This is a genomic window from Streptomyces sp. NPDC096079, assembly GCF_040303145.1.
GTDB lineage: Bacteria > Actinomycetota > Actinomycetes > Streptomycetales > Streptomycetaceae > Streptomyces.
In genome coordinates this window covers 47,457-70,007 of record NZ_JBEOST010000026.1, presented here as the reverse complement: position 1 = coordinate 70,007, position 22,551 = coordinate 47,457, and the positions used below count along the sequence as shown (strand labels likewise).

Below are 22,551 nucleotides of genomic sequence, written 5' to 3'. Positions count from 1 at the left end.
CCGGCCGAGGCCGAGGGGCGCCACGAGCCTGACCCGCCGGGAGGCGTCAGGACAGCACGACCGGGAGGTCGAACAGGTCGTTCTGGGTCACCACCGGCTTGTTGCGGAGCTCCTCGCGGGAGACCGCCAGGCGCAGCTGCGGGAAGCGCTCGTACAGGGCGGGAAGGGCCACCGAGGCCTCCAGACGGGAGAGCGCCGCCCCCGGGCACACGTGCGGGCCGTGACCGAAGGAGATGTGCCGGTTCGGCGTCCGCGTCACGTCGAACTCGCCCGCCGTCGGACCGTGCTGCTCCTCGTCCCGCCCGATCGCGCCGAACGACACGATCAGCGCCTCGCCCATCGGCAGCACCCGGTCACCGACCTCGATGTCCTCGGTCGCGAACCGGATCAGGACGTGCGAGGTCGGCGTCGACCAGCGCAGGGTCTCCTCGATCACGTTCTCCCACGGCACCTCGCCCTTGAGCACCAGGGCCCGCTGCTCGGGGTGGGTCTCCAGGGCGACCACGGCGTTCACGATCAGGCTGATCGTCGTCTCGTGCCCGGCCGCCACCATCAGCTGGAGCGTGTTCGTGATCTCCTCGGTCGTCAGCCGGTCGCCGCCCTCCGACGCCTCGATCAGCGCGCTCGTGAGGTCGTCGCCGGGCTTCGCCGTCTTGCCCGCCACGATCCCCGCGAACAGCGTGCCCAGGTCCGCCATCATCTGCGGGACCTCCTCGGGCGGCGTCTGCGTCGAGAAGAACTTGTCGAACAGCGCCTTCATCCGCGGGTGGTCCGCCGGGTCCACGCCCATCAGCTCGCCGACCACGTTCATCGGCAGCGGGTACGCGAACTCCGCCTTCAGGTCCACGACCTCGCCCGCCGGACGCTCGGCCAGCCGGTCGAGCATCCCCCCGGTGAGGGACTCGATGCCCGCCCGCAGCCGCTCCACCCGGCGCGCCGTCAGCGCCTGCGCGACCAGGGTGCGCAGCCGGCGGTGCTCCTCGCCGTCGACGGTCAGCATCGACCGGCCCGGGTTCGCGAGACCGATCAGCGGCCAGTCCAGGGGTATCTCGCCGCGCTGCCAGGCGCCCCAGACGTCGATGTCCTTCACGAGACGGGCGTCGGTGAGCAGCTTGCGCGCCTCGGCGTGCCGGGTCACGGCCCAGCAGGGCACGCCGCCGGGCAGGACGACACGGGCCAGCGGGCCCGCCGCGCGCAGCCGTGCGCTCTCGCCGTCGAGGTCGGCGACGAAGGGGTCAAGCTCGATCACATCGGTGCCGGACGCGGCGGTGTGGTCGTACGGGCAGCTCATCCGAGGGCTCCAAGGGCGGGGGTCGGGGTGTACGTCACGGGGAGCGCGGACAGGCCGCGCAGCCAGGGGGAGGGGCGGCGGGCGAGGGCGTCCGCGGCGACGGCGAGATCGACGTCCGGGAGCCGGTCGAGCAGCACCTCGATCCCGGTCCTGGCGATGGTCTCGGCGACCTCCTGGGCCGGGAACGGGCAGCGGTGCTCGCCGTGGCCGAAGGAGAGGTGCGCGTTGTTGCCGCCCGTGAACGCGCCGGAGTCGGTGCGCACGTGCGGGTCGGAGTTGGCGGCGGCCAATCCGAGCAGCAGCAGGTCGCCCGCGCCGATCCGGCGCCCGCCGAGGTGGGTGTCGCGCGAGGCCCACCGTCCGGCGACGTTCTGGGTCGGGGTGTCCTCCCACAGGACCTCGTTCATCGCCTCGCCGACGCTGTGCCGGCCGCCCGCGAGGGAGGCCGCGAACCGGTCGTCGGTGAGCATCAGGCGCAGCGAGTTCCCGATCCAGTCGGCGGTCGGCTGGTGGCCCGCGGCCATCATCACCATGAGGTCCTGGGCGACCTCCTCGACGGTGAACCCGGCGGTGTTGGCGAGCATCCGGGAGGCGACGTCGTCGCCGGGCTCCGCGGACTTGGCGGCGAGCAGCGCGAACATCGACTCGGCCAGGTGGCGCTGGCCCGCGAGCGCGCCCTCCTGACCGTTGATCATGTCGTTCATGGCGGTGACGAGTCCGGGGCCCTGCTCGTCGGCGAAGCCGTAGCAGCTGGCGAGGACCCGTACCGGCAGCAGCATCGCGTACTCGGCGATGATGTCGCAGGAGCCCTTGCCGCACAGGGCGTCGATCAGCTCGTCGGCGAACCGCTCGGCCCGCTCCCGCAGCACGAAGGGGTCGACCGCCTCCAGCGCCTCGGAGATCACCCCGGCCCGCTCCCGGTGGCGCTCGCCGACCGTGTACAGGATGGACGGCTGCTTGCGGCCGATCATCGGCAGCAGCGGCCAGTCCGCCGGGATCGCGTCCCACTGGTTCCACAGGTCGGAGTCGCGGGAGAAGAGGACCGGGTCGCTGGTGACCTGGTGCAGTTCGCGGTAGCCGAGGACCAGCCAGGCCGGCACGTCCCCGTCGAGCACGACCGGGGCGACGGCCCCGTGCTCGCGGCGTATCTGCCGGTACAACTCGGTGGGGTCGGTCTGGAACCGGGGCCCGCTCAGCGGGACCGGCTGGGGCTCGGGGAGGGTCACGGGGTGGGCTCCGGGATCGGGTGGGGGTTCGGCCGGGAGGCCGCGACGAGGGTCCGCAGGTGCTCCACGAGCGTGATCAGCACCTGCTTGCTGGACTCGCGCGACCGGGCGTCGCAGAGGACCAGCGGGACCTCGTCGGCGAGGTCGAGGGCCTCGCGGATCTGGGCGGGGGTGTGGGCCGGGCCGCCGAAGTCGTTGCAGGCGACGACGAACGGCGTGCCGTGGTGCTCCAGGCGGTCGATCGCGTACCAGGAGTCCGCGAGCCGACGGGTGTCGACGAGGACGACCGCGCCGAGCGTCCCGGAGAACAGCCGGTCCCAGAGGAACCAGAACCGCTCCTGGCCCGGGGCGCCGAACAGGTACAGGACGTTGTGGGCGTCCAGCGAGATCCGGCCGAAGTCGAACGCGACCGTCGTCGCCGTCTTCGTGGCCACGCCGGCCGTGTCGTCGACGCCCTCGCCGGCCTGCGTCATGGTCTCCTCGGTGTTCAGCGGACGGATCTCGCTGACCGAGCGGACCAGGGTGGTCTTGCCGACTCCGAAACCGCCGACGACGACGATCTTCAGGCCGTTGTCGGCGGTGCTGTGCAGGGTCGGGCGCTGTTCAGAGGTTACGGAGTCCAACGAGCACCTGCTCCAGGATGTCGTGATCGGGAAGGCGGTACGAGGCGCGGGGGTGCCGTGCGCTGATCCGACCGGTGTCGTGCAGGTCGGCGAGGAGGATCCGCGTGATCGACACCGGCAGCCCGAGCCCCGCCGCCACCTCCACCACGGCCGTGGGGAAGCGGCACATGCGCAGGATCGCGGCGTGCTCGGACTGCATGCCGGCGACCGGATCGCTCTCGGAGACCACGAGCGTCACCAGGTCGAAGGCGTCGGACCCGGCGCGGCTGCGGCCGCCGGTCAGGGTGTAGAGCCGGTCGGGAGAGTCGTCCCGGCCCGGCCTGCCGCGGCTCATCCCCGGGGCCTCGCGACCAGGTACTCGCCCAACTGCTCCACGAGCTCGGACATGTTGTGGCCCACGAGCCCGGCGTCGGCGTCCTCGTCGGCGACCAGCGCGAGATGGGCGCCCTCGCCCGCCTCCACGATGAACAGGATGCCGCCGTAGAACTCGGCCATCGCGGAGCGGACGCCGCCCGTTCCGTCGCCGAACTCCACCGAGGCACCGTGCGACAGGCTCTGGATGCCGGCCGCGATCGCGGCGAGCTGGTCGGCCTGGTCGACGGAGAGCCCGGGGGTGCGGCAGAGCTTCAGGCCGTCCCGGGACAGCACCAGGGCGTGCCGGGTGCCCGGGGTGCGTTCCAGCAGGCCCTCCAGGAGCCAGCTGAGCTTCTCGTCGGTGGTGGTGCCGGTCATGACGGGGTGCCTTCCGGGTGCGGGGAGTTCGAGGTGGGGGTGTCGGCGCTCGGCGCGTCGACGGCGGGTTCGGCGGCGGGCTCTGCGTCGCCCGTCGTCCGCGCCCCGGTGGCCGGGGCGCCGGTGCCGCGGACCGCCTGGCGGAAGCTGCCGAAGCGGGTGGCCGCCTCGGCGGCGGCACCGCCGCGCGGGCCTTCCGCGCGCGGCTTGGCGGCCGCCTCGGGGCCGTCGGGGTGCGCGGCGGCCATCGCCCGGCCGCGGCGGCGGCGGGGCAGCCCGCTCTCGCCGAACCGGGGGTGCTCGCCGGTGCTCTCGGCGGCGCTGTCGTGGGTGGTCTCGGGCTCGGCGGCCGGGGCGGGGATCGCCGGCGCCTCGACGGGGGCGGGCGCGGGCGTCGCCAGACCGCGGCCGGCGACGGGCGGCAGGACGTCGGCGGTCGCGGCCGGCGGCTCGGCGGTCGCGTGGCTGATCAGGTCCTGGGGCAGCATCAGCAGGGCGCCGGTGCCGCCGCGGGCCGAGGGGCGGAAGGACACGGTCAGACCGTGCTTGCGGGCGAGCCGGCCGACGACGGCCAGGCCGAGACGGGTGCCGGAGAGCCCGGCCAGGTCCTGTGTCGTCGAGGTGACGGCGGCCTCCGCGCGGCGCAGCTGCACGTCGCTCATGACCAGTCCGCTGTCCTCGACGGCGATGATGACGCCGGCCGGGACCTCCTCGACGTACACGTGGACCTCGGCGGTGGGCGGCGAGAAGTTCGCCGCGTTGTCCATGAGTTCGGCGAGGGCGTGCATGACGCCCTCGGCCGCGTGCCCGGCGACGGCCGCTTCGCTGCTGGAGTGCAGCCGCACCCGCTGGTAGCCGCCGATGCGGCCCATGGCGCCGCGCAGGATGGACTCCATGACGATGGGCCGGGCCCAGCGCCGCCCGGACCGTGCGCCGGTCAGGACGGCGACGGAGTCGGCGAGGCGGCCGGCCTGGGCGGTGCGGTGGTCGAGGTGGAGCAGGTCGGTGAGGACGTCCTCGTCGGCGTGCCGGTGCTCCATCTCCCGGAGGTCGGCGAGCATGCTCGTGGCGAGGGCCTGCATGCGGCCGGCCGCGTTGGCGGCGGCCGCCATGGCGGCGGACTGCCCGGAACGGGCCCGGCGCAGCCGGGCTTCGAGCTGCCGGACGTCGTCCGCCCGTGCCCCGGCAAGTTCGGCGGTACGGGCGGTGTGGGCGCGGACCAGTTCCTCGGTCCGCGCGGCGTGGGCCGCGGCCGCGGCGGCCGCCTCCGTCTCGTACCGCTCCGTCAGGGCGGCCTTCTCGCGCGCCGCGTCGGCCGTGTGCCGCGCGGACCGGGCCTCCAGGGCGGCCAGTTCGGAGGTGAGGGCCTCGACCCTCAGGCTCAGCGAGCGCGAGGTCCGCCCGTACCAGGTCACCGCGCAGGCGGCGGCCGCGAGGAGCAGCACGCCGCCGCCGGCGAACCAGCCGAGTGCGGAACGGATCTCGGCCGGCGCCGCGGCGGTCGCCGCGATCGCGAGCGCACCACCCGCGGCGGCGGTCAGCAACGAGGCGAGCAGGGCAGGGCGGAAGGGTGTGGACGGCGCCGACATCAACCAGACTCTCGAGAACAGGCACACGGGGGGGAGTCGTAACGACGGCACTATAGAACCGATCTTGATCGGTTCGGAACCACCCTTGATCGGATCGGTATTCAGATCACGGAATATGTTGCCGAATTGATCAGCCGGTGGACGTGGAGGTGGACGGCGCCGCGTTCCGCCAGACCGTCAGATCCAGGGTGAGGTAGGTGCTCGGGGAGTCCTCGGGCGAGAAACCCTTGACGGTGACCAGGCCGAGGTGGCCCGTGCCCGTCGTGACACAGACCTGACGGCCCTTCGACAGCTTGTTCACGTAGATGTTCTGGGTGAACCGGGTCTCCGCGCGGCAGGCTTCGAGGGTGCCCTCCTGCCCGGGGTCGAGCAGCACCAGGTTGCCGCCGGAGCTCTCCGCGTCGAGGTAGCCGCCGGTGTCGTAGGACAGCTCGTAGTTGCCGTCCTCGCCGTCCTGGGGGCGTACCTCGTCGTCCCCCAGCGTCAGGTGGTAGCCCGCCGTGAGGTTGATGTCCCGGAACGTCGCCGCCTGCGGGGCCGGGGCCTGGGAGGTCTTCGGGGTGGAGCCGCCGCCCGTGCTCCCGCCGCCCTGTGTGCTCGCCGAGCCCTTGCCGCTCGGCCTCCCGTCGGCCCGCGAGGACGACTGCCCGTCCTTGTCCTTCAGCACCACGTAGGCCGTCACGCCGCCCGCGAGGGCGAAGGCGAGGACCGCGGCCACGGCGACGACGAGACCGCGCCCGCCGCCCTTCTTCGCCGGCCGGGGCGGCTGCGGCTGGTACGGCGTCGGTGCCGGTCGGCCGGACCACTGCTGCGGCGGGTACGCGGGACCGCCGGGGCCCTGGGTGGGCGCGTACGCCGAGGAGGCCGGGCCCTGCGTGGGCGCGTACGCCGAGGACCCGGGGCCCTGCGTCGGGGCGTACGGGAAGGCGGACGGCGCTCCGGCCGGGGCCGGGGGAGCGGTCGGGACCGACGCGGCGCCCGGGGCCGACGGAGCGACCGTGCCCGGCGGCGGGCCGTACCCCGGCGGTGGGGTCGACGGCGCGGCCGGAGCCGTCGGGGCGTACCCGGCCGGCGCCACCGACGGCGCGGTCGGCGGCGGCGGGGGCGTCTGCGGCGGCGCGGGAGCCGCCGCCCGGGCGGTGATCTCGGCGGAGACCGCAACCGGCAGCCAATCCTCGGGCCGGCGCAGCACCGTCGCCGCGTTCGCCGCCTGGCACAGACCGATGATCTCGGAGAGCGACGGCCGGGCCTCGGGGTCCTTCGCCAGGCAGCGCGTGACCAGCTCGGTCAGCCGCTCCGGCACGGCGCTCAGATCCGGCTCCTCGTGCACGATCCGGTACAGCACCCCGTGTCCCGTGCCCTCGCCGAAGGCCGGGACGCCCGTCGACGCGTACGCCGCGACCTGACCGAGCGCGAACACGTCCGTGGCCGCGGTCACCTGACGCCCCGCCGCCTGCTCCGGCGCCATGAACGACGGCGTACCGATGGTGACCCCACTGCCCGTCAGCGACGTCGCGTCCGCGGCGTGCGCGATGCCGAAGTCGATGACACGGGGGCCGTCGGCGGCGAGCAGCACGTTGGACGGCTTCAGATCGCGGTGCACGATGCCCGCGCCGTGGATGACGTGCAGGGCCTCGGCCATGCCCGCGACGAGCAGCAGCACCGTCTCCACCGGCAGCGCGCCGTGCGCCACGACCGCGTCGGCGAGCGAGGGACCCGGTACGTACGCCGTGGCCAGCCACGGCTGCGCCCCGTCGGGGTCCGCGTCGATGACGGGCGCGGTGAACAGCCCCTGGACACGCTGCGCCGAGCGCACCTCCTGGGCGAAACGGCGGCGGAACTCCGCGTCCTCGCCGAACTCGGGCCGGATCAGCTTGATCGCCACCGCCCGGCCGCCGGGCGTGTACGACAGATACACCTTGCCCATGCCGCCGGCACCGAGCCGGGCCGCGAGCCGATATCCGGCGACCGTCGTCGGGTCGTCCGCCGCCAGAGGCTGGAACACTCCGGACTCGTCCCGGTCCGCTTGCTGACCGCCCATGAGCACATGTCTCCCCACGCAGAACACTGATTGCCGGACGGCACCCTACCGATCCCTCCGGAGGGGCACCGCCCCCGACCGGTGCTGCTCGAACACCCGGCGCAGGTCCCGGAGGCACGACCGTAGACTCGAAGTGCGGGCCCGTCTCGCCGCCGTGCGAGGGGCCGCGAGCGGCAGGGAGGCGGCAATGACGAGGCTGACGGGCAGGGCGCTGCGGGTGACGGTCCTCGTGGGGGAGTCCGACCTGTGGCACCACCGACCGCTGTACACCGAGATCGTCGGCCGGGCCCGCGGGGCCGGTCTGGCGGGTGCGAGCGTGTTCCGCGGCATCGAGGGCTTCGGCGCCTCCTCGCTGATCCACACCCAGCGCCTGCTGTCCCTCGACGAGGACCTGCCGGTGGCCGTGGTGATCGTCGACACGGAGGAGAAGGTCCGCGCCTTCCTGCCCCTCCTCGACGAACTGGTCGAGGAGGGCCTGGTGATCCTCGACGCCTGCGAGGTCGTCCGCCACGTCGGCCGTCGGAGGGCCGCGTGAGGCTCAGGAGGGCATGATCGCCGCGAGGCCCTTGCGGAGGTCCTCCGGGTTCATGACGGGCGTGTAGTGGATCTTGGCGCCGATCTCCATGAAGAACGGCTCCGAGATCTTCGGCATCAGCGCGGGGTCGGACATCTCGAAGAAGACGAACGCGGTCCGACAGCCGTTGTCCACGGTGAAGTACGCGGCCTCCGGGCGGAGTTCCTGGAGCGCCTTCTCCATGAGCTCCAGCAGCCTGCCCTGCTTGATGGCCTCGTTGGAGGCCTGGGTGTCCATCTGGATCTTCAGCAGCATGCGCATGACGCGGCCTTTCCCGGCCGGGCGGGCGCTCCGTTCGGGCGCCCGGGACCCGGACGCGCTCACTTCAAGCGTCCTCCCCCGTCTGCGGACGGACCACTCGACGCCCCGCCGCCCGCCCTCAGGTCTCCCGGGCGAGGAACGCGGGCCGCAGGGTCGTGTCCACCGGGTCGTAGTACCGGTGGAAGACCGGCGTCGCCGACCCGGACACGGGCGGCACGATCCAGCTCCAGTCGGCCGGCGTGGGCCTGCCGTGCCGGCTCTCCCGCGCGATGTGCCGCAGGAACCGCTCGGACTCCGTGTGATGGTCCGCCATCGTCACCCCCGCCTCCTGGAAGGAGTGCAGCACCGCCACGTTCAGCTCGACGAGCGCCCGGTCCCGCCACAGCGTGCGCTCCGACGAGCGGTCGAGCCCCAGACGGTCGGCGACCACCGGCAGCAGGTCGTAGCGCTCGGCGTCCGCGAGGTTGCGGGCACCTATCTCCGTCCCCATGTACCAGCCGTTGAACGGCGCCGCCGGATAGCGCACCCCGCCGATCTCCAGCGTCATGTCGCTGATCGCCGGCACCGCGTACCAGCGCAGCCCCAGCTCGGCGAACCACCCGTGGTCGGGATGCCGGAGCGGCACCTCGCTCACGCACCCGTCCGGCACCTCGTACCACTCCGGCCGGGCGCCCGGACGCTCCTCGACCATCAACGGGAGGACCTGGAAGGGCTCGTCGTCCCGCTTCCAGCCCAGGGCGCGGGCACGGGCGGTCGACGCCGCGCCGCGCGGGTCGCCGGACCAGCGGCCCTCCGGGGTGCGGTGCCCCGCGTAGCGGACGAGCTGGTCGTTCACGATCCGCGGCGCGGGCCGGTCCGGCCGGTCCGGTGCGAACACCGAGATCACCGGACGGATCCGGCCCCCGTTCCCCGCGAGCCGCAGATGCTCGAAGCACTGCTCGGCGATGCCGTCCGCCGAGGCGACGTGCCGGAGGTCGCGCACCACGAGGCTGCGCCAGTAGAGCCGGCCGATGCAGCGGGCGGCGTTGCGCCAGGCGACCTGGGCGCCGAAGGAGAGCTCGGCCGGGGTGTGAGCGTACGTGCCCGTCCGGCCGATCTCGGCCAGCACCTCCCGGACCCGGCGCTCCACGTCCCCGGCGCCGGGCTGCTCGTGGTGGAACTGGCGGACGAAGCCCTCCGCCTCCCGGCGGTCCGTCACCTGGGGCACGCGGACGGGCGGTCGGGCGCCCCACCCCTCGGGCGGGGGTGCGGACGTGAACGGACAGGCGCTGACAGCGGCGGCCTTGCGGCGGCGACCCAGACTGAAGACCAAGGTGTTTCCCTCCCGCCCCCATGACTACCGCACGCGTCCAGGCGACTGTGGAGAGTAGCGGGAGTTCCGGATGGGGAGGGCGCCGCGCTGCTAAGGTGCCCCGGCGCCGGGGCACCCGGGACCTCAGCGGCCCGCGACCTCAGCGGCCCAGGACCTCGGCGCCCCGCGACCTCAGAGCCCCGCGACCTTGGCCGTCGCCGACAGTTCGTACACCAGGGTGACCGTCCGCCGTCCGCCGGGCGGCAGGGAGACGTCCCAGCGGACGATGCCCTCCGCGTCGACCGCGTCGGGCGCGGGGGAGCAGGCCTCCTTGCGCAGCCGCACCTCCACCGCCGACACCTCGGACACGGGGATCCGCTCCCGCAGCACGATCACCCGGTCGCCCTGTTCCCCGGCCGGTGAGAACCGGGACAGGTGCAGCCGGACCGTCCGGGTCACCACCGTCCGCTGCGTGAGGCCGACGGTGTCGCGGGACTCCTCGGTGTGCCGGACCACCCGGTGGTCGTCACGGCTGCCGAACGCCAGCTCGAACGCGGCTCCGGGGGCCGTGAAGTCCAGCGTGCCGCGCCCGGTGAACCCGCCGCCCCGGACCAGGTCCACGGGCCCGGCGAGCAGCGCGTGACCGGACAGGTTCTCGCCCCTGGTCACCTGGGTGACCAGCGGGGACAGTTCGGGTGAGCAGGCGTACTCGCTGCTCGTGACCGTCGTGAACGCGGACAGCGGCACCCGGTGGGCCCGGCCGTCCCCGCGCACCGAGACCGGCGCGGGAGCGTGCAGGACCCGCGCCTCGCCGCCGTCGTCCACGCCGGGCAGACCGAGCACGGGGGCCGGTCCGAGCGTCGCGATCTCCTCCTCGCGCAGCTCGACGTCGATCGTGCGCCGTTCCGCCGCGGTGCGCTCCTTCAGCGTCAGCCGGTCCTCCGTGAGCCGCGGCGGATCGGACGCGAGCGAGGAGCGGGCCGTCGACAGCGTCAGCCGTACGTCCGACCAGTCCTCGCCGGTGCGCTGCCAGACCACGGCGTCGGTCTCCAGGGTCAGGGCGTCCCCGTCCAGCACGGCCCGGTAGGCGGGCCGCCACAGCGCGCACGGGGTGAGGTGGCTCAGCGTCAGCCGGGCGGGCCCGGCGGCCGACGCGTCCACGGTCAGCTCGACGTGGGCGAGCAGCTCCGGCGGCTCCTCCTCGGCGAGTTCCACGGCCCGCCGGGTCGCGTTCAGTTCGGCGGTGAGTGCCTGCAACCGGGCGTCCACCGTGCGGAGTTCCTCGCCGCACGCGTCGCGCTCGGCGTCCACGCGGTCCAGTTCCCGGCCCCAGCGGGGCACTTCGGACTCCCCGAAGCCCACCCCCTCGCCGATCTCCCGCAGCAGGTCGGCGGCGAGCCCGCCGAGCAGGTCGAGACGGGCCCGCAGCCGGTCGCGCCGCTGCTCCGCCGCGAGGCGTTCCTCCTCCAGGGCGTGCTCACGCCGGCGGAGGGCCGAGTCGTCCTCGGTCGGTGCCGCCGGACCGCGCGGCGTCCACGCGCGGACGATCCGCGCGTCGAGCACGGTCGCGGGGTGCTCGGCGGTCAGCTCGGCGTGCAGGGTGCGGTCGACGGCGAGCGCGCTGACCGGCCCGAGGCGCAGCCGCCGCACGCCGGCCTCCAGGTCGAGCACGGCGGTGCGCTCGACGTGGGCGCGGTCCTCCAGACAGGTGACGGCGGAGACGGGGAGGGCGATCGGCGGGGTCTTCGTGGTCATGAGGGGTGTCAGCTCCTGCGGTTGCCGTCGACCAGGGCCTTGCCGGCCGGGATGCGGATCTCGTAGCCGCCGTCCAGCGCGGCGGTGCCGCCGGCGGGCAGCTCCACCCGCCAGACGCGGGTGCCCGGAGCGTGCGGCTCGGGTGCGGCGCCGTCCTCGGGCTCCGTCCAGTCGGCGCGCTCCTCGATCCGGACGTCCGGTTCGGAGGAGACCGGCACCCGCTCGTGGACCTCGACCGTGACGGGCCCCGCGAGCCGGTTGGCCAGCTCCACGTGGACGCGGTGGTCGAGCACGGTGACGTTGTTGCGCAGACCCGCGGTGGACTCCACGAGATGCGTGCGGCGGGTGACGCGGACGCCCTCCGCGGGCCCCAGCCCCAGCCGGCGGACCCCGCCGGGCGCGAGCGTCGGCAGGGCGGCCGTCAGCAGGAAGTCGTCGTCGACGGTGACCTCCACCGGGCCCGCGAGCAGCGCCTGCCGGGTGGTGTTGGAGACCGCGAGGGTCGCGTACACGGTCTGCTCCACGGACGGCACGCAGAGGTGCTCCGTGTGCAGGACGACCGGGATCTCCCCGACGGTGACGGTGTGCCAGGTGCCGTCCGAGGGCACGTCGGCACGGGCGGCGGCGTCGAATCGGTGGTCGAACGAACCCGCCGACGTGCGCGGGCGCACCGCGTGCCGGGGCAGCGGCAGCCCCGCCACCGCCTCGGCGCGGCGCCGGTGCTCGTCGGCCACCACGTCCGCGGACGAGCCGGGGAACAGCCGGCCGCGGCGGGCGGCGGACCCTTCGGGACCGGCCAGCACCAGGCCGGCGTAGTCGAGTTCGGCGCCGCTCGGCTGCGGCGGACCCACCGGCGGCGGGGGCGGCGCGGGAGCGACCGCACCGGGCGCCATGGGCGCCTGGGCCGGGGGCGCTTGGGGCGGGCGCCCTCCGAAGCCCGCGCCACCGCCACGCGGCCGCCCGCCCGGGCGTGGGGCCGCGGCCCGCGCGACGTCCGGCCCCCCACCCCCGAGGGCCCCCGGGGCGGAGCCGTACGCGCCGCCGGGCTCCGCGGGGCCGGCCGGCGGCGGGGGAGGCGGTGCCGGTACGGGGGCGGGCACCGCCACCGGAACGGGCACCCCGCCGGCGACCGCACCGGCGGCGAAGGGCGTGGGGGCCGGGCCGGCCGCCTCGTACCCGGTGAACAGATCGGCGAGCCCCGCCGGGGGTTCGCGCCAGCCGGAGGGAGCGGGCTCGGACTGGCGGCGGCCGATGCGCATCGAGCGGAGCGCCGGGAGGTCGGTGCGCCGCCGCAGATCGGCGGTGGCCAGGGCGAGGCGCACCCCGGTCCAGTCCTCGCCGGTGCGCTGGGCGACCGAGGCCCGCAGCACGAGCCGTCCGCCACCGTCGCCCCGACGGTGGGCGAGGCGGTACGTCGGGACCCAGACGGCACCCGGCACGCCGTACTCCAGCTCCACCTCCACTTCCCCCTCCGCCTCGTCCGCGGCGGCGCCGGTGAGGGTCAGTACGGCACAGAAGGCGGTCTCCACGGGAGCGGACGGCGCGTCGGTGGACGAGCGGTGGAGCCGGTCGTGGGCGACCTCGCGCTCGTGCTCGGCGACCAGCACCGCCTCGTCGAGCTCGGCCAGACGTGCGTGGTGCGCCGTCAACCGTTCCCCGACGAAGTCGGCCAGCTCCAGCCAGGCGTCGACCGGGGCACGGCGGTGCGGGTCCTCACGCTTCCTGGGCGGCGGGACGGGGCGCAGTCCGCCGACCTCGGCGATCAGCGCCCGCTGCCGGTCACGCCGCGCACACGCCGCCTCGTACGCCTCGTCCAGCCGCTCGACCTCGTCCCGCAGCCCGTCCGGGGCACCGGCGTCCCGGGGCCGCGCCTCGACCTCCACGCGTGCCCCGGTGACCCGCGCCCCGGAGGAGCCCAGGACCCTGGCCCGCAGCGACCCCGGGTCCAGCGCACGGGGGAGCCCCGTGACCCGCACCCGCCCGTCCGGCGGCACGGTGCCCCGTGCCAGGCGACGGCAGAGCGCCCCCTGCGCGTACACCACCACCGAGTCGAGGGTCGACCCCCACCTCCGTGCCGCACCCGTCGTCATGCGCCCCCCTCTTGCCCCTGAGCAGTCGAGGGGCAGCCTACGCCGGAGGCGCCGCGGGCCCGGGACCTTGTCCGGGACCTCGCGACGGTTGCAAGATCCTCTGTGTGAGGGACTCGGGTGGGAACGCAGAGGGAAAGGCCGGTGGGTCGTGGGGGAGATGATGACCAAGGGCGGCAACGGGTTCGTTCCGTCGGTGCCGTTGAGGATCGCCGTGCGCGGTGGCGTGGACGCCATGGCGCTGCTGCTCGGCGAGGCCGGCACGGTCCGGGGCGATGGGGACGTCGTCTTCCACGGCGCCCCGGTGCACCCGTCAGGGGCCGTCCGGCTCACGGAGGCGGGTCCTGCCGGTGAGGCGGGCACGGCCTGGCTCGACGTCGGGCTCGGCGCCGTGGAGGAGCGGATCTCGCGCGTGCTGGTCGTCGGTTCCGTCGAGCGCGGTGCCCTGCGGGACGCCTCCGGCCTCGCGGTGGAGGCCTTCGCGCCCGACGGCACCTCGGTGGCCCGGTACGACGTCACGGACGCCGCCGGGGAGACGGCGATGGTCCTGGCCGAGCTGTACCGGCGGGCCGGCGGATGGAAGTTCCGCGCGGTCGGCCAGGGCTGGGTGACCGGTCTCGCCGGTCTGGCCACGGACCACGGCGTGGACGTGGCCGACGAGGGCGGGAACGCCGCACCGCCCGGTGCCGCTCCGGCCCCTGCCTTCGCGCCCCCGCCCGCGCCGGGGCCCGGGACCGCCTACGTGCCCCCGCCTGCAACCGTTCCTGCTCCCGCTCAGGTCCACGCGCCCGTCCCGGCGCCGGGGTTCGCGCCCCCGCCGGGGCCCGGACCCGGGCCCGGAGCCGTTCCCGTGTTCGCGCCCCCGCCCGCCGCGGTCGCTCCGGCGGCGGTCCCGCCCGTCGGGCCTCCCGCCGCGCCCCCGCCCGTTGCTCCGGTCTCCGCCGGGAACGCCGACTGGTGGACGTACGGACCCGTCTTCGAGCCGTACACGGAGACGGGCCGCGACAACGACGTGATCACCGTCGGCGGGCTCCCGCCGGGGCCGGTCGTCGTCCAGCTCGACGTCAGGGGCGACGGGTACACCGGGCTCTGGGTGCTCAACCGCCGCAACAAGGAGGAGGACAACCTCGTCAACAGCACGGAGGAGGACTTCGGGGGCCGTCTGCTCGCGACCGTGCCGTCCCACGGAACCCTGCGCCTCAAGCTGCAGGCCGAGGGCCCCTGGCAGGTCCGGGTGCTGCCGCTGGCCTCGGCCCGCCGCCTGACCGAGGAGGAGGCGGAGTTCCGCGGCCCCGACGTCCTGCTGCACACGGGAGGCGTGGCCGACCTGGCCGTCCACTACCGCGGCGACGACAACCTCATCGTCCACGTCTACGAACTCGCGGGCCACGACGACCCCACGACCCTGCCGCGGTACGAGAACGCGGTCAACGAGATCGGGAAGCGGCGCGAGACCGTACCGCTGCCCGAGGGGCCGCTCATCGTCCACTTCGAGATGGCGGACGGCCCGTGGCGGGCCCGCCTGAAGCGGGTGCAGGCGCCGACACGGCCCCTGCCCCCGGGCGCGCGGGGCGGGACCGCCCCCGTCCCGTTCGCGGCCCCCGGCGAGCCGACCTGGCCGGACAAGCAGGGCGGACCCTCCGCGCGGAGGAACTGGTTCTCGCGCGGCCGGGACTGACCCGGCGCCGGGCGTCCCCGGCACCACGCGGCGGCGCACCCCTGGAGTGCGCCGCCGCTCCGCTCACCGCCGCGCGGCCAGGGCCGCCGCGACCTCCCGGGCCAGGGCGACGGGGTCGCCCTCCGGGGCCGCCGGGTAGGTCCCCGCGCCGCGTGCCCAGGCGTCGTCCCGGGCGAACCAGTCGATGGCCGCCGGCGCCGTGCCCCGTACGAGCGCGGTGTCGAGCCCCGCGAAGTAGGCGGCCCAGCGCGGCGCGTACACGTCCTGGACGAGACCGGACCACTCGCGGTTCGCGTAGTCGCGCAGACCGGACTCGCTCGGCCCCCGGTCGGCCCAGGTGGTGACGATCGAGCGGGCGTCGTACTCCAGCCGGTCGCGCTCGGCGGGGTCGGCGCCCCAGGAGCGGGCGCCGGCGAGCCAGGGGCCGAGCAGGAAGCGGCGGTCGGAGGCGACGAGCCGCCCGAGCAGCTCCTCGTGGGCGTTCCACTCCCGCACCGGCTCCCGGAACCCCTCCAGGTCCTTCGCGTCGTACGCCGCCCGGATCCGCGGCAGCAGGACCCGGGCCCGGTTGGTGAGCGCCTGGCGCGCCACGTCCACGACGTCGTAGCGGTACGCGTCGGAGGACCGCAGCGCCGGAGCCACCCGGAGCAGCTCGGACAGGGCGCGCTCGACCGTCGCGGCGTCGTACCGCATGGCCGTCGGGCTCCAGCGTGCCGCCGTGGCCGCCGTCAGGCTCGGCCGCGCGGTGAAGAGACTGTCCTGCGGCTCGCTCCAGGTGCCGGACGCGCCGCTGTACGGGCCGAGGCGCAGCTCCTCCCACGCGGCGGCGGCGTGCGGGTCGGCCCCGCCGTAGCGACGGGCCGCGTACGCGGCGAACCAGGCCCGCTGGTCGACCGGGCCCGGCTCCCAGGCGAGTTCGGTGAACAGGTCGAACGCCGCCGGGTTGCCGCCGGTGGCCTCCGGGAGGTAGGCGATGCCGTTCAGCGCGCTGTCGGGGCGGGTCAGCCAGGTGTGGAAGCGGTCCGTCCACACGCCGGTGTTGGCACCCAGACTGGTGTGACCGCCGAAGTTGGGGATCGTGCCGAAGGCGTAGGGCGCCCCGCCCCACTGCGTCTCGCGGTCGAGACCCTCGTAGCGGTCGGAGAGGCCGTCGACGATCAGCACCCGGTTCGGGTCCACGCCCGCCAGGAGCGCCGCGGAGGGGTTCTTCTGCCAGCCGAGCATGACCCAGGTGGCCTCGGGGTGCGCGGCGTCGAGCGCCCCCTGCACGGCCTGCGCCGCCCGCGTCACGTCGACCGGGCCGGGAGTGCCGCCCTCGTGCAGCAGGTCCATCTTGAACATGTCGCTGTCACCGAACCGGTCGCGCTGCACCCGGTAGTAGGCGGCGGCCAGTTCACCGAAGACGGGTCCGGTCGGATCCAGCCAGTCCGGCCGGGCGAACCCGACCCACTTGCCCTGCGGCACGGTCACCGCGCCCGGGTTCCGGGCGGCGAAGCCCGGTGGCACCGTACCGAAGAAGCCCGGCAGCACCGGCGTCATCCCGAGGGCGCGCAGATGGTCCGCGACCCGGCTCCCCAGCGCCGCCCGGTCCTCGATCAGCCGCTCGGACACCGGCCCGCCGAAGCCCGACATGTTCTGCAGCAGCCACCAGGCCTGGTGCGCGGGCCCGGGGATCCAGGCCCGCAGCTCCGCCGCGTCGTAGCCGAACCCCTGGAGCGCCCGGTAGTACGGGTACTCGGCCCCGGTCGGCACGAAGACCTCGTTCACCCCGTGCAGCGCCATCAGATCGATGTCACGCCGGTACGCCTCGAAGTCGCGGTACGCGCCGGAGTACCCCTCGTCGGTGTCGTTCAGGGCGTAGCGGTGGGGCACGGACGCGGACCGGGTGATCGTGCCGGAGACCGCGGGGAGCGTGGCCGGCAGCCGGCCGACGCTGTCGCCGGGCCAGCCGATGTCGACCCCGGCGACCCGCTCCAGGTACCAGCCCACGCCGGTGAGCAGCGTGGCCGGCGAGGTGCCCCGCACCTGGATGGCGCCCGCCCCGCCGGAGACCGAGAAGTGGTCCCCGGCCGTGTCCTCGACGGGGATCAGGGTGAACTGCGCGGCGCCGGCGGGCAGCAGCCGCTCCAGGGCCGCCCGCGCGGGCCCCGGGTCGAAGGCGGGCGCGGCGGCGCTGCCGGGCGGGGCCGGCAGACCGGGACCGACGGCGGTCGCGACGGCGAGCAGCGCGACGGCGAGGGTGGTGCGGCAACGACGGATCAGGCGGCTGCCCATCAGGCTCCCAGCTCGAAGGGGACGACGACGGCGGAGGACCGGCGCCGGGTTCCCGCCCGGGGGCGCGGGCACGGAACCGGTCCGAGGCGTTCTCCTGCGGTCCGGTCCGCTCGGGCGTGAGGCGAAGGACGGTCCTCCGGCGTTCACTCTCCGGTGTGCCGTGCCCCGAGCCACGCACGCCGAGCCGGGAAACCGACGGTGCTCATCCGTGTGGGTGCGCGCCGTCGAGCCGATGGCGCGGAGGGCGTGCCGGCGCGCCCCGGCGAGGACCGAACCGTGGGCGGAGTACCTCCGGCGCGCGCGGCCTGGCAGACTTTCCGGCCTCACGGTCGTCCCGTCCCCTCTCCTCCTGGAGGCCCCATGGCCCAGCGGCCCGGTCACCCGGCCCGCACCGGCGGTCGCGTCCCCCCGGCCCCGCGCGGGCGCGCGAGCGGAAGGGCCGCGCGATGACCCTGTGCCGTACCCGTCGTGCCGATCCCGCCGTGCTCCTCGTCCGCAGCGCGCCCGCCGTGCCCACCGCCGCCGTGCTGCTGCTCCACGGCGGCCGCGCCGAGGGGCCCGAGCCGCCGCCCGCCCTCAACCTCCCGGCGCTGCGGATGCGCCCCTTCGCCGGTGCCGTCACCCGGGCCGTCCGGGGCCGTGGGGTGCTGATCGCCGAGGTGCGCTACCGCCACCGGGGCTGGAACGGCGAGCGCGCCGACGCCGCCCAGGACGCCGAGGCCGCCCTGGCGCGGCTCCGGGAGCGGGCCGGGCCGGTGCCCGTGGTGCTCCTCGGCCACTCCATGGGCGGCCGCGCCGCCCTCCGCGCCGCGGGCGACCCCGCCGTGCGGGGGGTCGTGGCGCTCGCGCCCTGGTGCCCCGCCGACGAGCCCGTGGACCACCTCGGGGGCCGGCGACTCTACCTCCTCCACGACGAGACGGACCGGGTCACCTCGGCCCGCCAGTCCTGGGAGTTCGTCCGGCGTGCCAGGGAGGCGGGCGCCGACGCCGCCGGCATCCCGATGCCGACCGGCGGCCACGCGATGCTCCGGGGCGCGGACCTCTGGCACCGGCGCGCGGCCGAACTCACGGCGGCGCTGCTCTCCCACGGCTGAGCGCCCCGAGGGCGGTGAGGGGGCCCGGCGGTTGCCGGGCACAGCCGACCGTGCGGGGCCGGTGGGTGTCCATGGCCCGGTGGCCCCCGCGCCCGCCAGCCGGCCCCGGCCCGTGCGCGGCGGGCGCGGGGACCACCGCGCACGGCGGGCAGCGGTCCGCTCGCCTCAGCGGTGCGCCACCGGGGGCGGCGCGAGGTGTTCCGCGCAGGCGGCGCGGGTCGCCGCGTGCACGGCCCGCGCGAGCCGCGCGCCCCACAGGGACCGCGGCCCCGCGAACGGCTCGCCGGCACCGCCGTCCGGCGTGGGCGCGGCCACGCAGACCGCGTCCGTCGGCGTGCCGGAGGCGTCGGCGCCCAGCTCGACCAGGGCCTGCACCTTGGCCTCGGTGGCGGTGGCGACCGCGTTCACGAGCGCGGCGTCCGTGAGCGGCACCGGCAGGGACACGATGATGTTGATCGTTCCGGGCCGGGGGACCGCGACCCCGCCGGCTCCCGGCGCGGCGGCCCAGCCCCGTACCCCTATCCCGGCGGTGACCAGGGCCTCGGCGCCGCCGTCCGCCGCGTGCCGCCGGTCCGCGACCGAGGCGGCCGTCATGAGCCCCACGCCCGCGCCGTCGAGTCCCGCCCCGGAGGCCAGCTCGCGGAGGTGGGCCACGGGGTCGAGCCGGGCGTAGCCGGGCGGGACCTGGGCGTTCACCACCCACCGCCGCTCCCCGATGCCGCCGCCGAGGACGGCGCTCGACACCATGCGCACGCCGGGGCCCGGGGCCCACACGAGCAGCGGCCACTCCCGGCCCTGTTCCACATGGCCGAGGAGAGCCGCGTCGGCGAGCGACGGGCCGGTGAGGAGGGTTCGCGGAAGCACCCCACACCCTAACGCCCGGGCGGTCCGCCCCCTGGTGGTGTCCTGCCGGTCAGGCAGGACACCACCAGGGGAGCGGACCGCCCGGGTCGGGCTCAGCGCGTGCCGGGCCGGGAGTCCAGGCCGAGCACCGCCGTGAGAGCGGCCCGCAGGGCCGACTCCGGGTCCTCCGAGGTCCCTTCGGAGCGCCAGGCGACGAACCCGTCCGGGCGGACCAGCACGGCCCCGTCCGCGGTGACGCCGTGGGCCTCCGCCCAGTCCTCGCCGTCCGCCGCGGAGAGCTCCGCGTCCGGCCCGTCGCCGAACCGGTACGACGCGACGGGCACCGCGAGCCGCTCGGCCACGCGGGCCGCCGCGGTGTGCCAGCCGCCGATGGCGCCCGCCGAGCTCAGCAGCACCGGAGTCCGCTCGTACAGGTCGAGGGTGGAGATCCGCTCGCCCGCGCGGTCCAGCCACAGGTGCGGCGCGCGGCTGCCGGGCTCACCGGTGAGCCGCAGTCCGTCCGGCACCACCGGCACCGAGACGTCGGCGCCGAGGACCGCGCCGCGCGGATAGCGGTAGCCCAGCGCCACGTTGAGGATCCCGCCGCGCTTGCCGCCCGCCCCGGGCCCGGGGGCGTACCCGGGGTGGCTGTGCTCCACCGAACGCGAGGACGCGCGGGCGCTGGTCGCCTCCGCGACCGGCCGGCGCTCCGCGTCGTAGGACGCGAGCAGATCCGGTCCCGCCCAGCCGCCCAGGACCGCGGCGAGCTTCCAGGCGATGTTGTGCGCGTCCTGGATGCCGGTGTTGGAGCCGAAGGCCCCCGTCGGCGGCATCTCGTGCGCCGAGTCGCCGGCGAGGAACACCCGCCCGTCCGCGTACCGTTCGGCGATCCGCTCGGCGGCGTGCCACGGCGCCCGGCCCGTGATCTCCACGTGCAGGTCCGGCACGCCCACGGCCCGCCGGATGTGCTCCCTGCACCGCTCGTCGGTGAACTCCTCCAGCGTCTCGCCGAGTTCGGGGTGCCACGGGGCGTGGAAGACCCAGCGCTCGGCGTTGTCCACCGGCAGCAGCGCCCCGTCCCCGTCCGGGCTCGTGAGGTAGCAGACGATGAAGCGTCGGTCGCCGACGACGGCCGCGAGGTCCCGGGACTCGAACGTGACGCTCACGTTGTGGAACAGGTCGCCCGGGCCGGTCTGCCCGATCCCGAGCTCCTCCCGGACGGGGCTGCGCGGGCCGTCCGCCGCGACGAGGTAGTCCGCCCGGATGGTGGTGTGCTCGCCGGTCTCCCGGCTCTTGACCCGCGCCGTCACCCCCTCGGCGTCCTGCTCGAACGACATCAGCTCGGTCGAGTACCGCAGGTCCCCGCCCAGCTCCCGCGCGCTCTCCAGGAGCACGGGTTCGAGGTCGTTCTGGCTGCACAGGCACCATTCGGCGGGGCTGAACCGGGCGAGACCGCCACCGGGGTCGATGTGCCGGAACAGCCATTCGCCGGCGTCGCCCACCAGGGTGGGCGTCTGCAGGATCCCGTTGTTCGCCGACAGGGTCTTCGCGGCCTCGTGGATGCGCCCGCGGACACCGGCGCCGCGGAAGACCTCCATGGTGCGCACGTTGTTCCCGCGTCCGCGCGGGTGGACCGAGGTGCCCGCGTGGCGTTCGACGAGGGTGTGCGGAACGCCTAGGCGCCCCAGGAAGAGCGAGGTGGAAAGACCGACCAGGGAGCCGCCCACGATCAGGACGGGGGTGCGGTGTCCGTTCTCACCGGTCGCTTCGCTTCGGTTCATCGATGGCCTCCAGCGTCACCGGTGACGCGGGTCGGGGATGGGATGCAGATGCCTGCCCTGCGGAGCCCCGGACCGTGCGCGGAGGGCACCCGAATGACGCGCGGTTCACTCATCCGCTCCGTGGGGCTCGCGGAGAACGTGCGCCCGAGCCAACGTTCGGTACATGACGACCCCGGCCTCCCGGCCAGGCGGTCCTTCCCCGCTCTCACAGACGAGCAGACTCACAGACGAGAAGAGGTGCGCCGTATGACCACCACGGCACGCATATCGCAGTCGGTGTTCGACGGGTCCAGGCTGCGGGTGATCCTGCTGCTCGACCTGTACGACGGAGCCCAGCAGCAGTTCCTCGAGGCCTACGAGGTCATGCGCAAGCAGGTGGCCGGCGTCCCCGGCCACGTCAGCGACCAGCTCTGCCAGTCCATCGAGAACCCTTCGCAGTGGCTCATCACCAGCGAGTGGGAGAGCGCCCCGCCCTTCCTCGCCTGGGTCAACAGCGAGGAACACGTCGAGATGGTCAAGCCGATGCACAGCTGCGTCCGGGACACCCGGTCCATGCGCTACAGCATCCTCCGGGAGACCGGAACGCAGCGGCCGCTCACGCCCGAGGGCGCGGCGGACGAGCGGGTGGCCCGGGTGGGCGACGGGGTGACGCGGCACGCGCTCACCTTCACCGTCAAGCCGGGCTCCGAGTCGAAGGTCGCGGAGCTGCTGGCCGGCTACGAGTCCCCCGAGGCCCAGGTCGACGAGAACACCCGGCTGCGCCGCACCTCGCTGTTCATGCACGGCAACCGGGTCGTGCGGGCCGTCGAGGTGGAGGGCGACCTCCTCTCCGCCCTGCGGCACGTCGCCCGGCAGCCCGGCGTCCGGGCCGTCGAGGAGGCCATCAACCCCTATCTGGAGCAGGACCGGGACCTCTCCGACCCCGAGTCGGCCCGCGTCTTCTTCACCCGGGCGGCCCTGCCCGCCGTGCACCACGTGGTCGCGGACCGCCCCGAGCCGGCCGGTCTGCGGCGCCACGCGCTGTACTACCCGGCCAAGGAGGGCCGCGGGACCGACCTGGCCCGGCTCCTCGCCCAGCAGGACGCGGAGGCGGCCGCCGACCCCGACAGCCCGGTGTACGGCAGCACCGTCTTCCAGCGCGACGACGTCGTGGTGCGGCTCGTGGACGTCGAGCGCGACCTCGATCTCGACCCCGTCGCCGCGCTCGGAGTCAAGGGCGCCAGGAAGGCGAAGGTGCTGGAGCGTCTCCTGGACGGTCCCGCGATCGGCGTCGAGGGGTCCCTGGACACCGAGCGCAACCTGAACCGGCTCCTGTCGCACGCCGACATGCTGCCGGTCACCGACCGCCGCGCGGCCGGCTCCTGAGACGACGGCCCGGGGCCGCCGGCCCGACCGCCCGCCGCGAGCGGCC

The 22,551-nt window shown here is 75.3% G+C and carries 18 protein-coding genes; 4 read left to right on the top strand and 14 right to left on the bottom strand.

Features of this window, described 5'->3' with window-relative positions; genetic code table 11:
- Positions 1 to 46 precede the first annotated feature (46 nt).
- The 7 genes from ABTY59_RS33460 to ABTY59_RS33430 all read right to left on the bottom strand — a co-directional run bounded on the left by ABTY59_RS33460 (position 47) and on the right by ABTY59_RS33430 (position 7,502).
- Entirely contained in the window at positions 47 to 1,291 is a 1,245-nt protein-coding gene (locus ABTY59_RS33460; RefSeq protein WP_352022871.1) for a cytochrome P450 family protein, read from the bottom strand.
- Complete coding sequence (locus ABTY59_RS33455) at positions 1,288 to 2,517, bottom strand: cytochrome P450 (RefSeq protein WP_352022870.1); 1,230 nt, start codon at positions 2,515 to 2,517, stop codon at positions 1,288 to 1,290. Before ABTY59_RS33455 ends, ABTY59_RS33460 begins: the two co-directional genes overlap by 4 nt.
- Entirely contained in the window at positions 2,514 to 3,140 is a 627-nt protein-coding gene (locus ABTY59_RS33450) for a GTP-binding protein (RefSeq protein WP_352022869.1), read from the bottom strand. The genes ABTY59_RS33455 and ABTY59_RS33450 overlap by 4 nt, the downstream gene beginning before the upstream one ends.
- Entirely contained in the window at positions 3,121 to 3,474 is a 354-nt protein-coding gene (locus tag ABTY59_RS33445; protein WP_030690507.1) for a DUF742 domain-containing protein, read from the bottom strand. The genes ABTY59_RS33450 and ABTY59_RS33445 overlap by 20 nt, the downstream gene beginning before the upstream one ends.
- Positions 3,471 to 3,872: a roadblock/LC7 domain-containing protein gene (locus ABTY59_RS33440; protein WP_352022868.1), complete on the bottom strand. Its 402-nt coding sequence runs from the start codon at positions 3,870 to 3,872 to the stop codon at positions 3,471 to 3,473. The genes ABTY59_RS33445 and ABTY59_RS33440 overlap by 4 nt, the downstream gene beginning before the upstream one ends.
- On the bottom strand, positions 3,869 to 5,461 hold the full coding sequence (locus ABTY59_RS33435) for a sensor histidine kinase (protein WP_352022867.1): 1,593 nt from the start codon (positions 5,459 to 5,461) through the stop codon (positions 3,869 to 3,871). The genes ABTY59_RS33440 and ABTY59_RS33435 overlap by 4 nt, the downstream gene beginning before the upstream one ends.
- A gap of 130 nt (positions 5,462 to 5,591) precedes the next feature.
- A complete protein-coding gene (locus ABTY59_RS33430) occupies positions 5,592 to 7,502 on the bottom strand; it encodes a serine/threonine-protein kinase (RefSeq protein ID WP_352022866.1) in 1,911 nt (636 codons plus the stop codon).
- Positions 7,503 to 7,689: 187 nt separating this feature from the next.
- On the opposite strand from ABTY59_RS33430, the gene ABTY59_RS33425 reads away from it, so the two are divergent.
- The gene (locus ABTY59_RS33425; RefSeq protein ID WP_352022865.1) at positions 7,690 to 8,037 is read left to right on the top strand and encodes a DUF190 domain-containing protein; all 348 of its coding nucleotides are present in this window, start codon (positions 7,690 to 7,692) and stop codon (positions 8,035 to 8,037) included.
- Positions 8,038 to 8,040: 3 nt separating this feature from the next.
- Here the strand turns inward: ABTY59_RS33425 and ABTY59_RS33420 are convergent, their stop codons facing one another.
- From ABTY59_RS33420 to ABTY59_RS33405, 4 genes are all read right to left on the bottom strand, one after another.
- The gene (locus ABTY59_RS33420) at positions 8,041 to 8,337 is read right to left on the bottom strand and encodes a DUF3303 family protein (RefSeq protein WP_352022864.1); all 297 of its coding nucleotides are present in this window, start codon (positions 8,335 to 8,337) and stop codon (positions 8,041 to 8,043) included.
- A 118-nt stretch (positions 8,338 to 8,455) separates the two neighbouring features.
- Positions 8,456 to 9,649 (bottom strand): nitric oxide synthase oxygenase, encoded by a 1,194-nt coding sequence (locus ABTY59_RS33415; RefSeq protein ID WP_502995456.1) that lies wholly within the window; start codon positions 9,647 to 9,649, stop codon positions 8,456 to 8,458.
- Between the two features lie 171 nt (positions 9,650 to 9,820).
- A complete protein-coding gene (locus tag ABTY59_RS33410; RefSeq protein WP_352022863.1) occupies positions 9,821 to 11,383 on the bottom strand; it encodes a mucoidy inhibitor MuiA family protein in 1,563 nt (520 codons plus the stop codon).
- Positions 11,384 to 11,391: 8 nt separating this feature from the next.
- Positions 11,392 to 13,473, bottom strand: coding sequence for a DUF4139 domain-containing protein (locus ABTY59_RS33405; RefSeq protein WP_352022862.1), 2,082 nt, complete (start codon positions 13,471 to 13,473; stop codon positions 11,392 to 11,394).
- Positions 13,474 to 13,630: 157 nt separating this feature from the next.
- Here ABTY59_RS33405 and ABTY59_RS33400 point away from each other — a divergent pair, with 157 nt between their 5' ends.
- Positions 13,631 to 15,148 (top strand): TerD family protein, encoded by a 1,518-nt coding sequence (locus ABTY59_RS33400; RefSeq protein ID WP_352022880.1) that lies wholly within the window; start codon positions 13,631 to 13,633, stop codon positions 15,146 to 15,148.
- 63 nt (positions 15,149 to 15,211) lie between these two features.
- On the opposite strand, the gene ABTY59_RS33395 is transcribed toward ABTY59_RS33400, so the two are convergent.
- Entirely contained in the window at positions 15,212 to 17,422 is a 2,211-nt protein-coding gene (locus ABTY59_RS33395) for an alpha-N-acetylglucosaminidase (RefSeq protein WP_352022861.1), read from the bottom strand.
- Positions 17,423 to 17,868: 446 nt separating this feature from the next.
- On the opposite strand from ABTY59_RS33395, the gene ABTY59_RS33390 reads away from it, so the two are divergent.
- Entirely contained in the window at positions 17,869 to 18,516 is a 648-nt protein-coding gene (locus ABTY59_RS33390; protein WP_352022860.1) for an alpha/beta fold hydrolase, read from the top strand.
- Between the two features lie 165 nt (positions 18,517 to 18,681).
- Here ABTY59_RS33390 and ABTY59_RS33385 read toward each other — a convergent pair whose 3' ends face one another.
- Both ABTY59_RS33385 and ABTY59_RS33380 read right to left on the bottom strand, forming a co-directional pair.
- Positions 18,682 to 19,380: an adenosylcobinamide amidohydrolase gene (locus ABTY59_RS33385; RefSeq protein WP_502995455.1), complete on the bottom strand. Its 699-nt coding sequence runs from the start codon at positions 19,378 to 19,380 to the stop codon at positions 18,682 to 18,684.
- Between the two features lie 92 nt (positions 19,381 to 19,472).
- Positions 19,473 to 21,140, bottom strand: a complete 1,668-nt coding sequence (locus ABTY59_RS33380; protein WP_352022859.1) for an FAD-dependent oxidoreductase — start codon at positions 21,138 to 21,140, stop codon at positions 19,473 to 19,475.
- A gap of 246 nt (positions 21,141 to 21,386) precedes the next feature.
- Here ABTY59_RS33380 and ABTY59_RS33375 point away from each other — a divergent pair, with 246 nt between their 5' ends.
- A complete protein-coding gene (locus tag ABTY59_RS33375) occupies positions 21,387 to 22,505 on the top strand; it encodes a SchA/CurD-like domain-containing protein (RefSeq protein ID WP_352022858.1) in 1,119 nt (372 codons plus the stop codon).
- Positions 22,506 to 22,551 lie beyond the last annotated feature (46 nt).

What these genes read in the sequence shown, in the direction of transcription:
- ABTY59_RS33425 (WP_352022865.1), top strand. Translation starts at nt 7,690, where the DNA reads ATGACGAGGCTGACGGGCAGGGCGCTGCGGGTGACGGTCCTCGTGGGG.
- ABTY59_RS33400 (WP_352022880.1), top strand. Translation starts at nt 13,631, where the DNA reads ATGATGACCAAGGGCGGCAACGGGTTCGTTCCGTCGGTGCCGTTGAGG.
- ABTY59_RS33405 (WP_352022862.1), bottom strand. Translation starts at nt 13,473, where the DNA reads ATGACGACGGGTGCGGCACGGAGGTGGGGGTCGACCCTCGACTCGGTG.
- ABTY59_RS33430 (WP_352022866.1), bottom strand. Translation starts at nt 7,502, where the DNA reads ATGGGCGGTCAGCAAGCGGACCGGGACGAGTCCGGAGTGTTCCAGCCT.
- ABTY59_RS33435 (WP_352022867.1), bottom strand. Translation starts at nt 5,461, where the DNA reads ATGTCGGCGCCGTCCACACCCTTCCGCCCTGCCCTGCTCGCCTCGTTG.
- ABTY59_RS33420 (WP_352022864.1), bottom strand. Translation starts at nt 8,337, where the DNA reads ATGCGCATGCTGCTGAAGATCCAGATGGACACCCAGGCCTCCAACGAG.
- ABTY59_RS33410 (WP_352022863.1), bottom strand. Translation starts at nt 11,383, where the DNA reads ATGACCACGAAGACCCCGCCGATCGCCCTCCCCGTCTCCGCCGTCACC.
- ABTY59_RS33395 (WP_352022861.1), bottom strand. Translation starts at nt 17,422, where the DNA reads ATGGGCAGCCGCCTGATCCGTCGTTGCCGCACCACCCTCGCCGTCGCG.
- ABTY59_RS33390 (WP_352022860.1), top strand. Translation starts at nt 17,869, where the DNA reads ATGACCCTGTGCCGTACCCGTCGTGCCGATCCCGCCGTGCTCCTCGTC.
- ABTY59_RS33375 (WP_352022858.1), top strand. Translation starts at nt 21,387, where the DNA reads ATGACCACCACGGCACGCATATCGCAGTCGGTGTTCGACGGGTCCAGG.
- ABTY59_RS33460 (WP_352022871.1), bottom strand. Translation starts at nt 1,291, where the DNA reads ATGAGCTGCCCGTACGACCACACCGCCGCGTCCGGCACCGATGTGATC.
- ABTY59_RS33445 (WP_030690507.1), bottom strand. Translation starts at nt 3,474, where the DNA reads ATGAGCCGCGGCAGGCCGGGCCGGGACGACTCTCCCGACCGGCTCTAC.
- ABTY59_RS33380 (WP_352022859.1), bottom strand. Translation starts at nt 21,140, where the DNA reads ATGAACCGAAGCGAAGCGACCGGTGAGAACGGACACCGCACCCCCGTC.
- ABTY59_RS33440 (WP_352022868.1), bottom strand. Translation starts at nt 3,872, where the DNA reads ATGACCGGCACCACCACCGACGAGAAGCTCAGCTGGCTCCTGGAGGGC.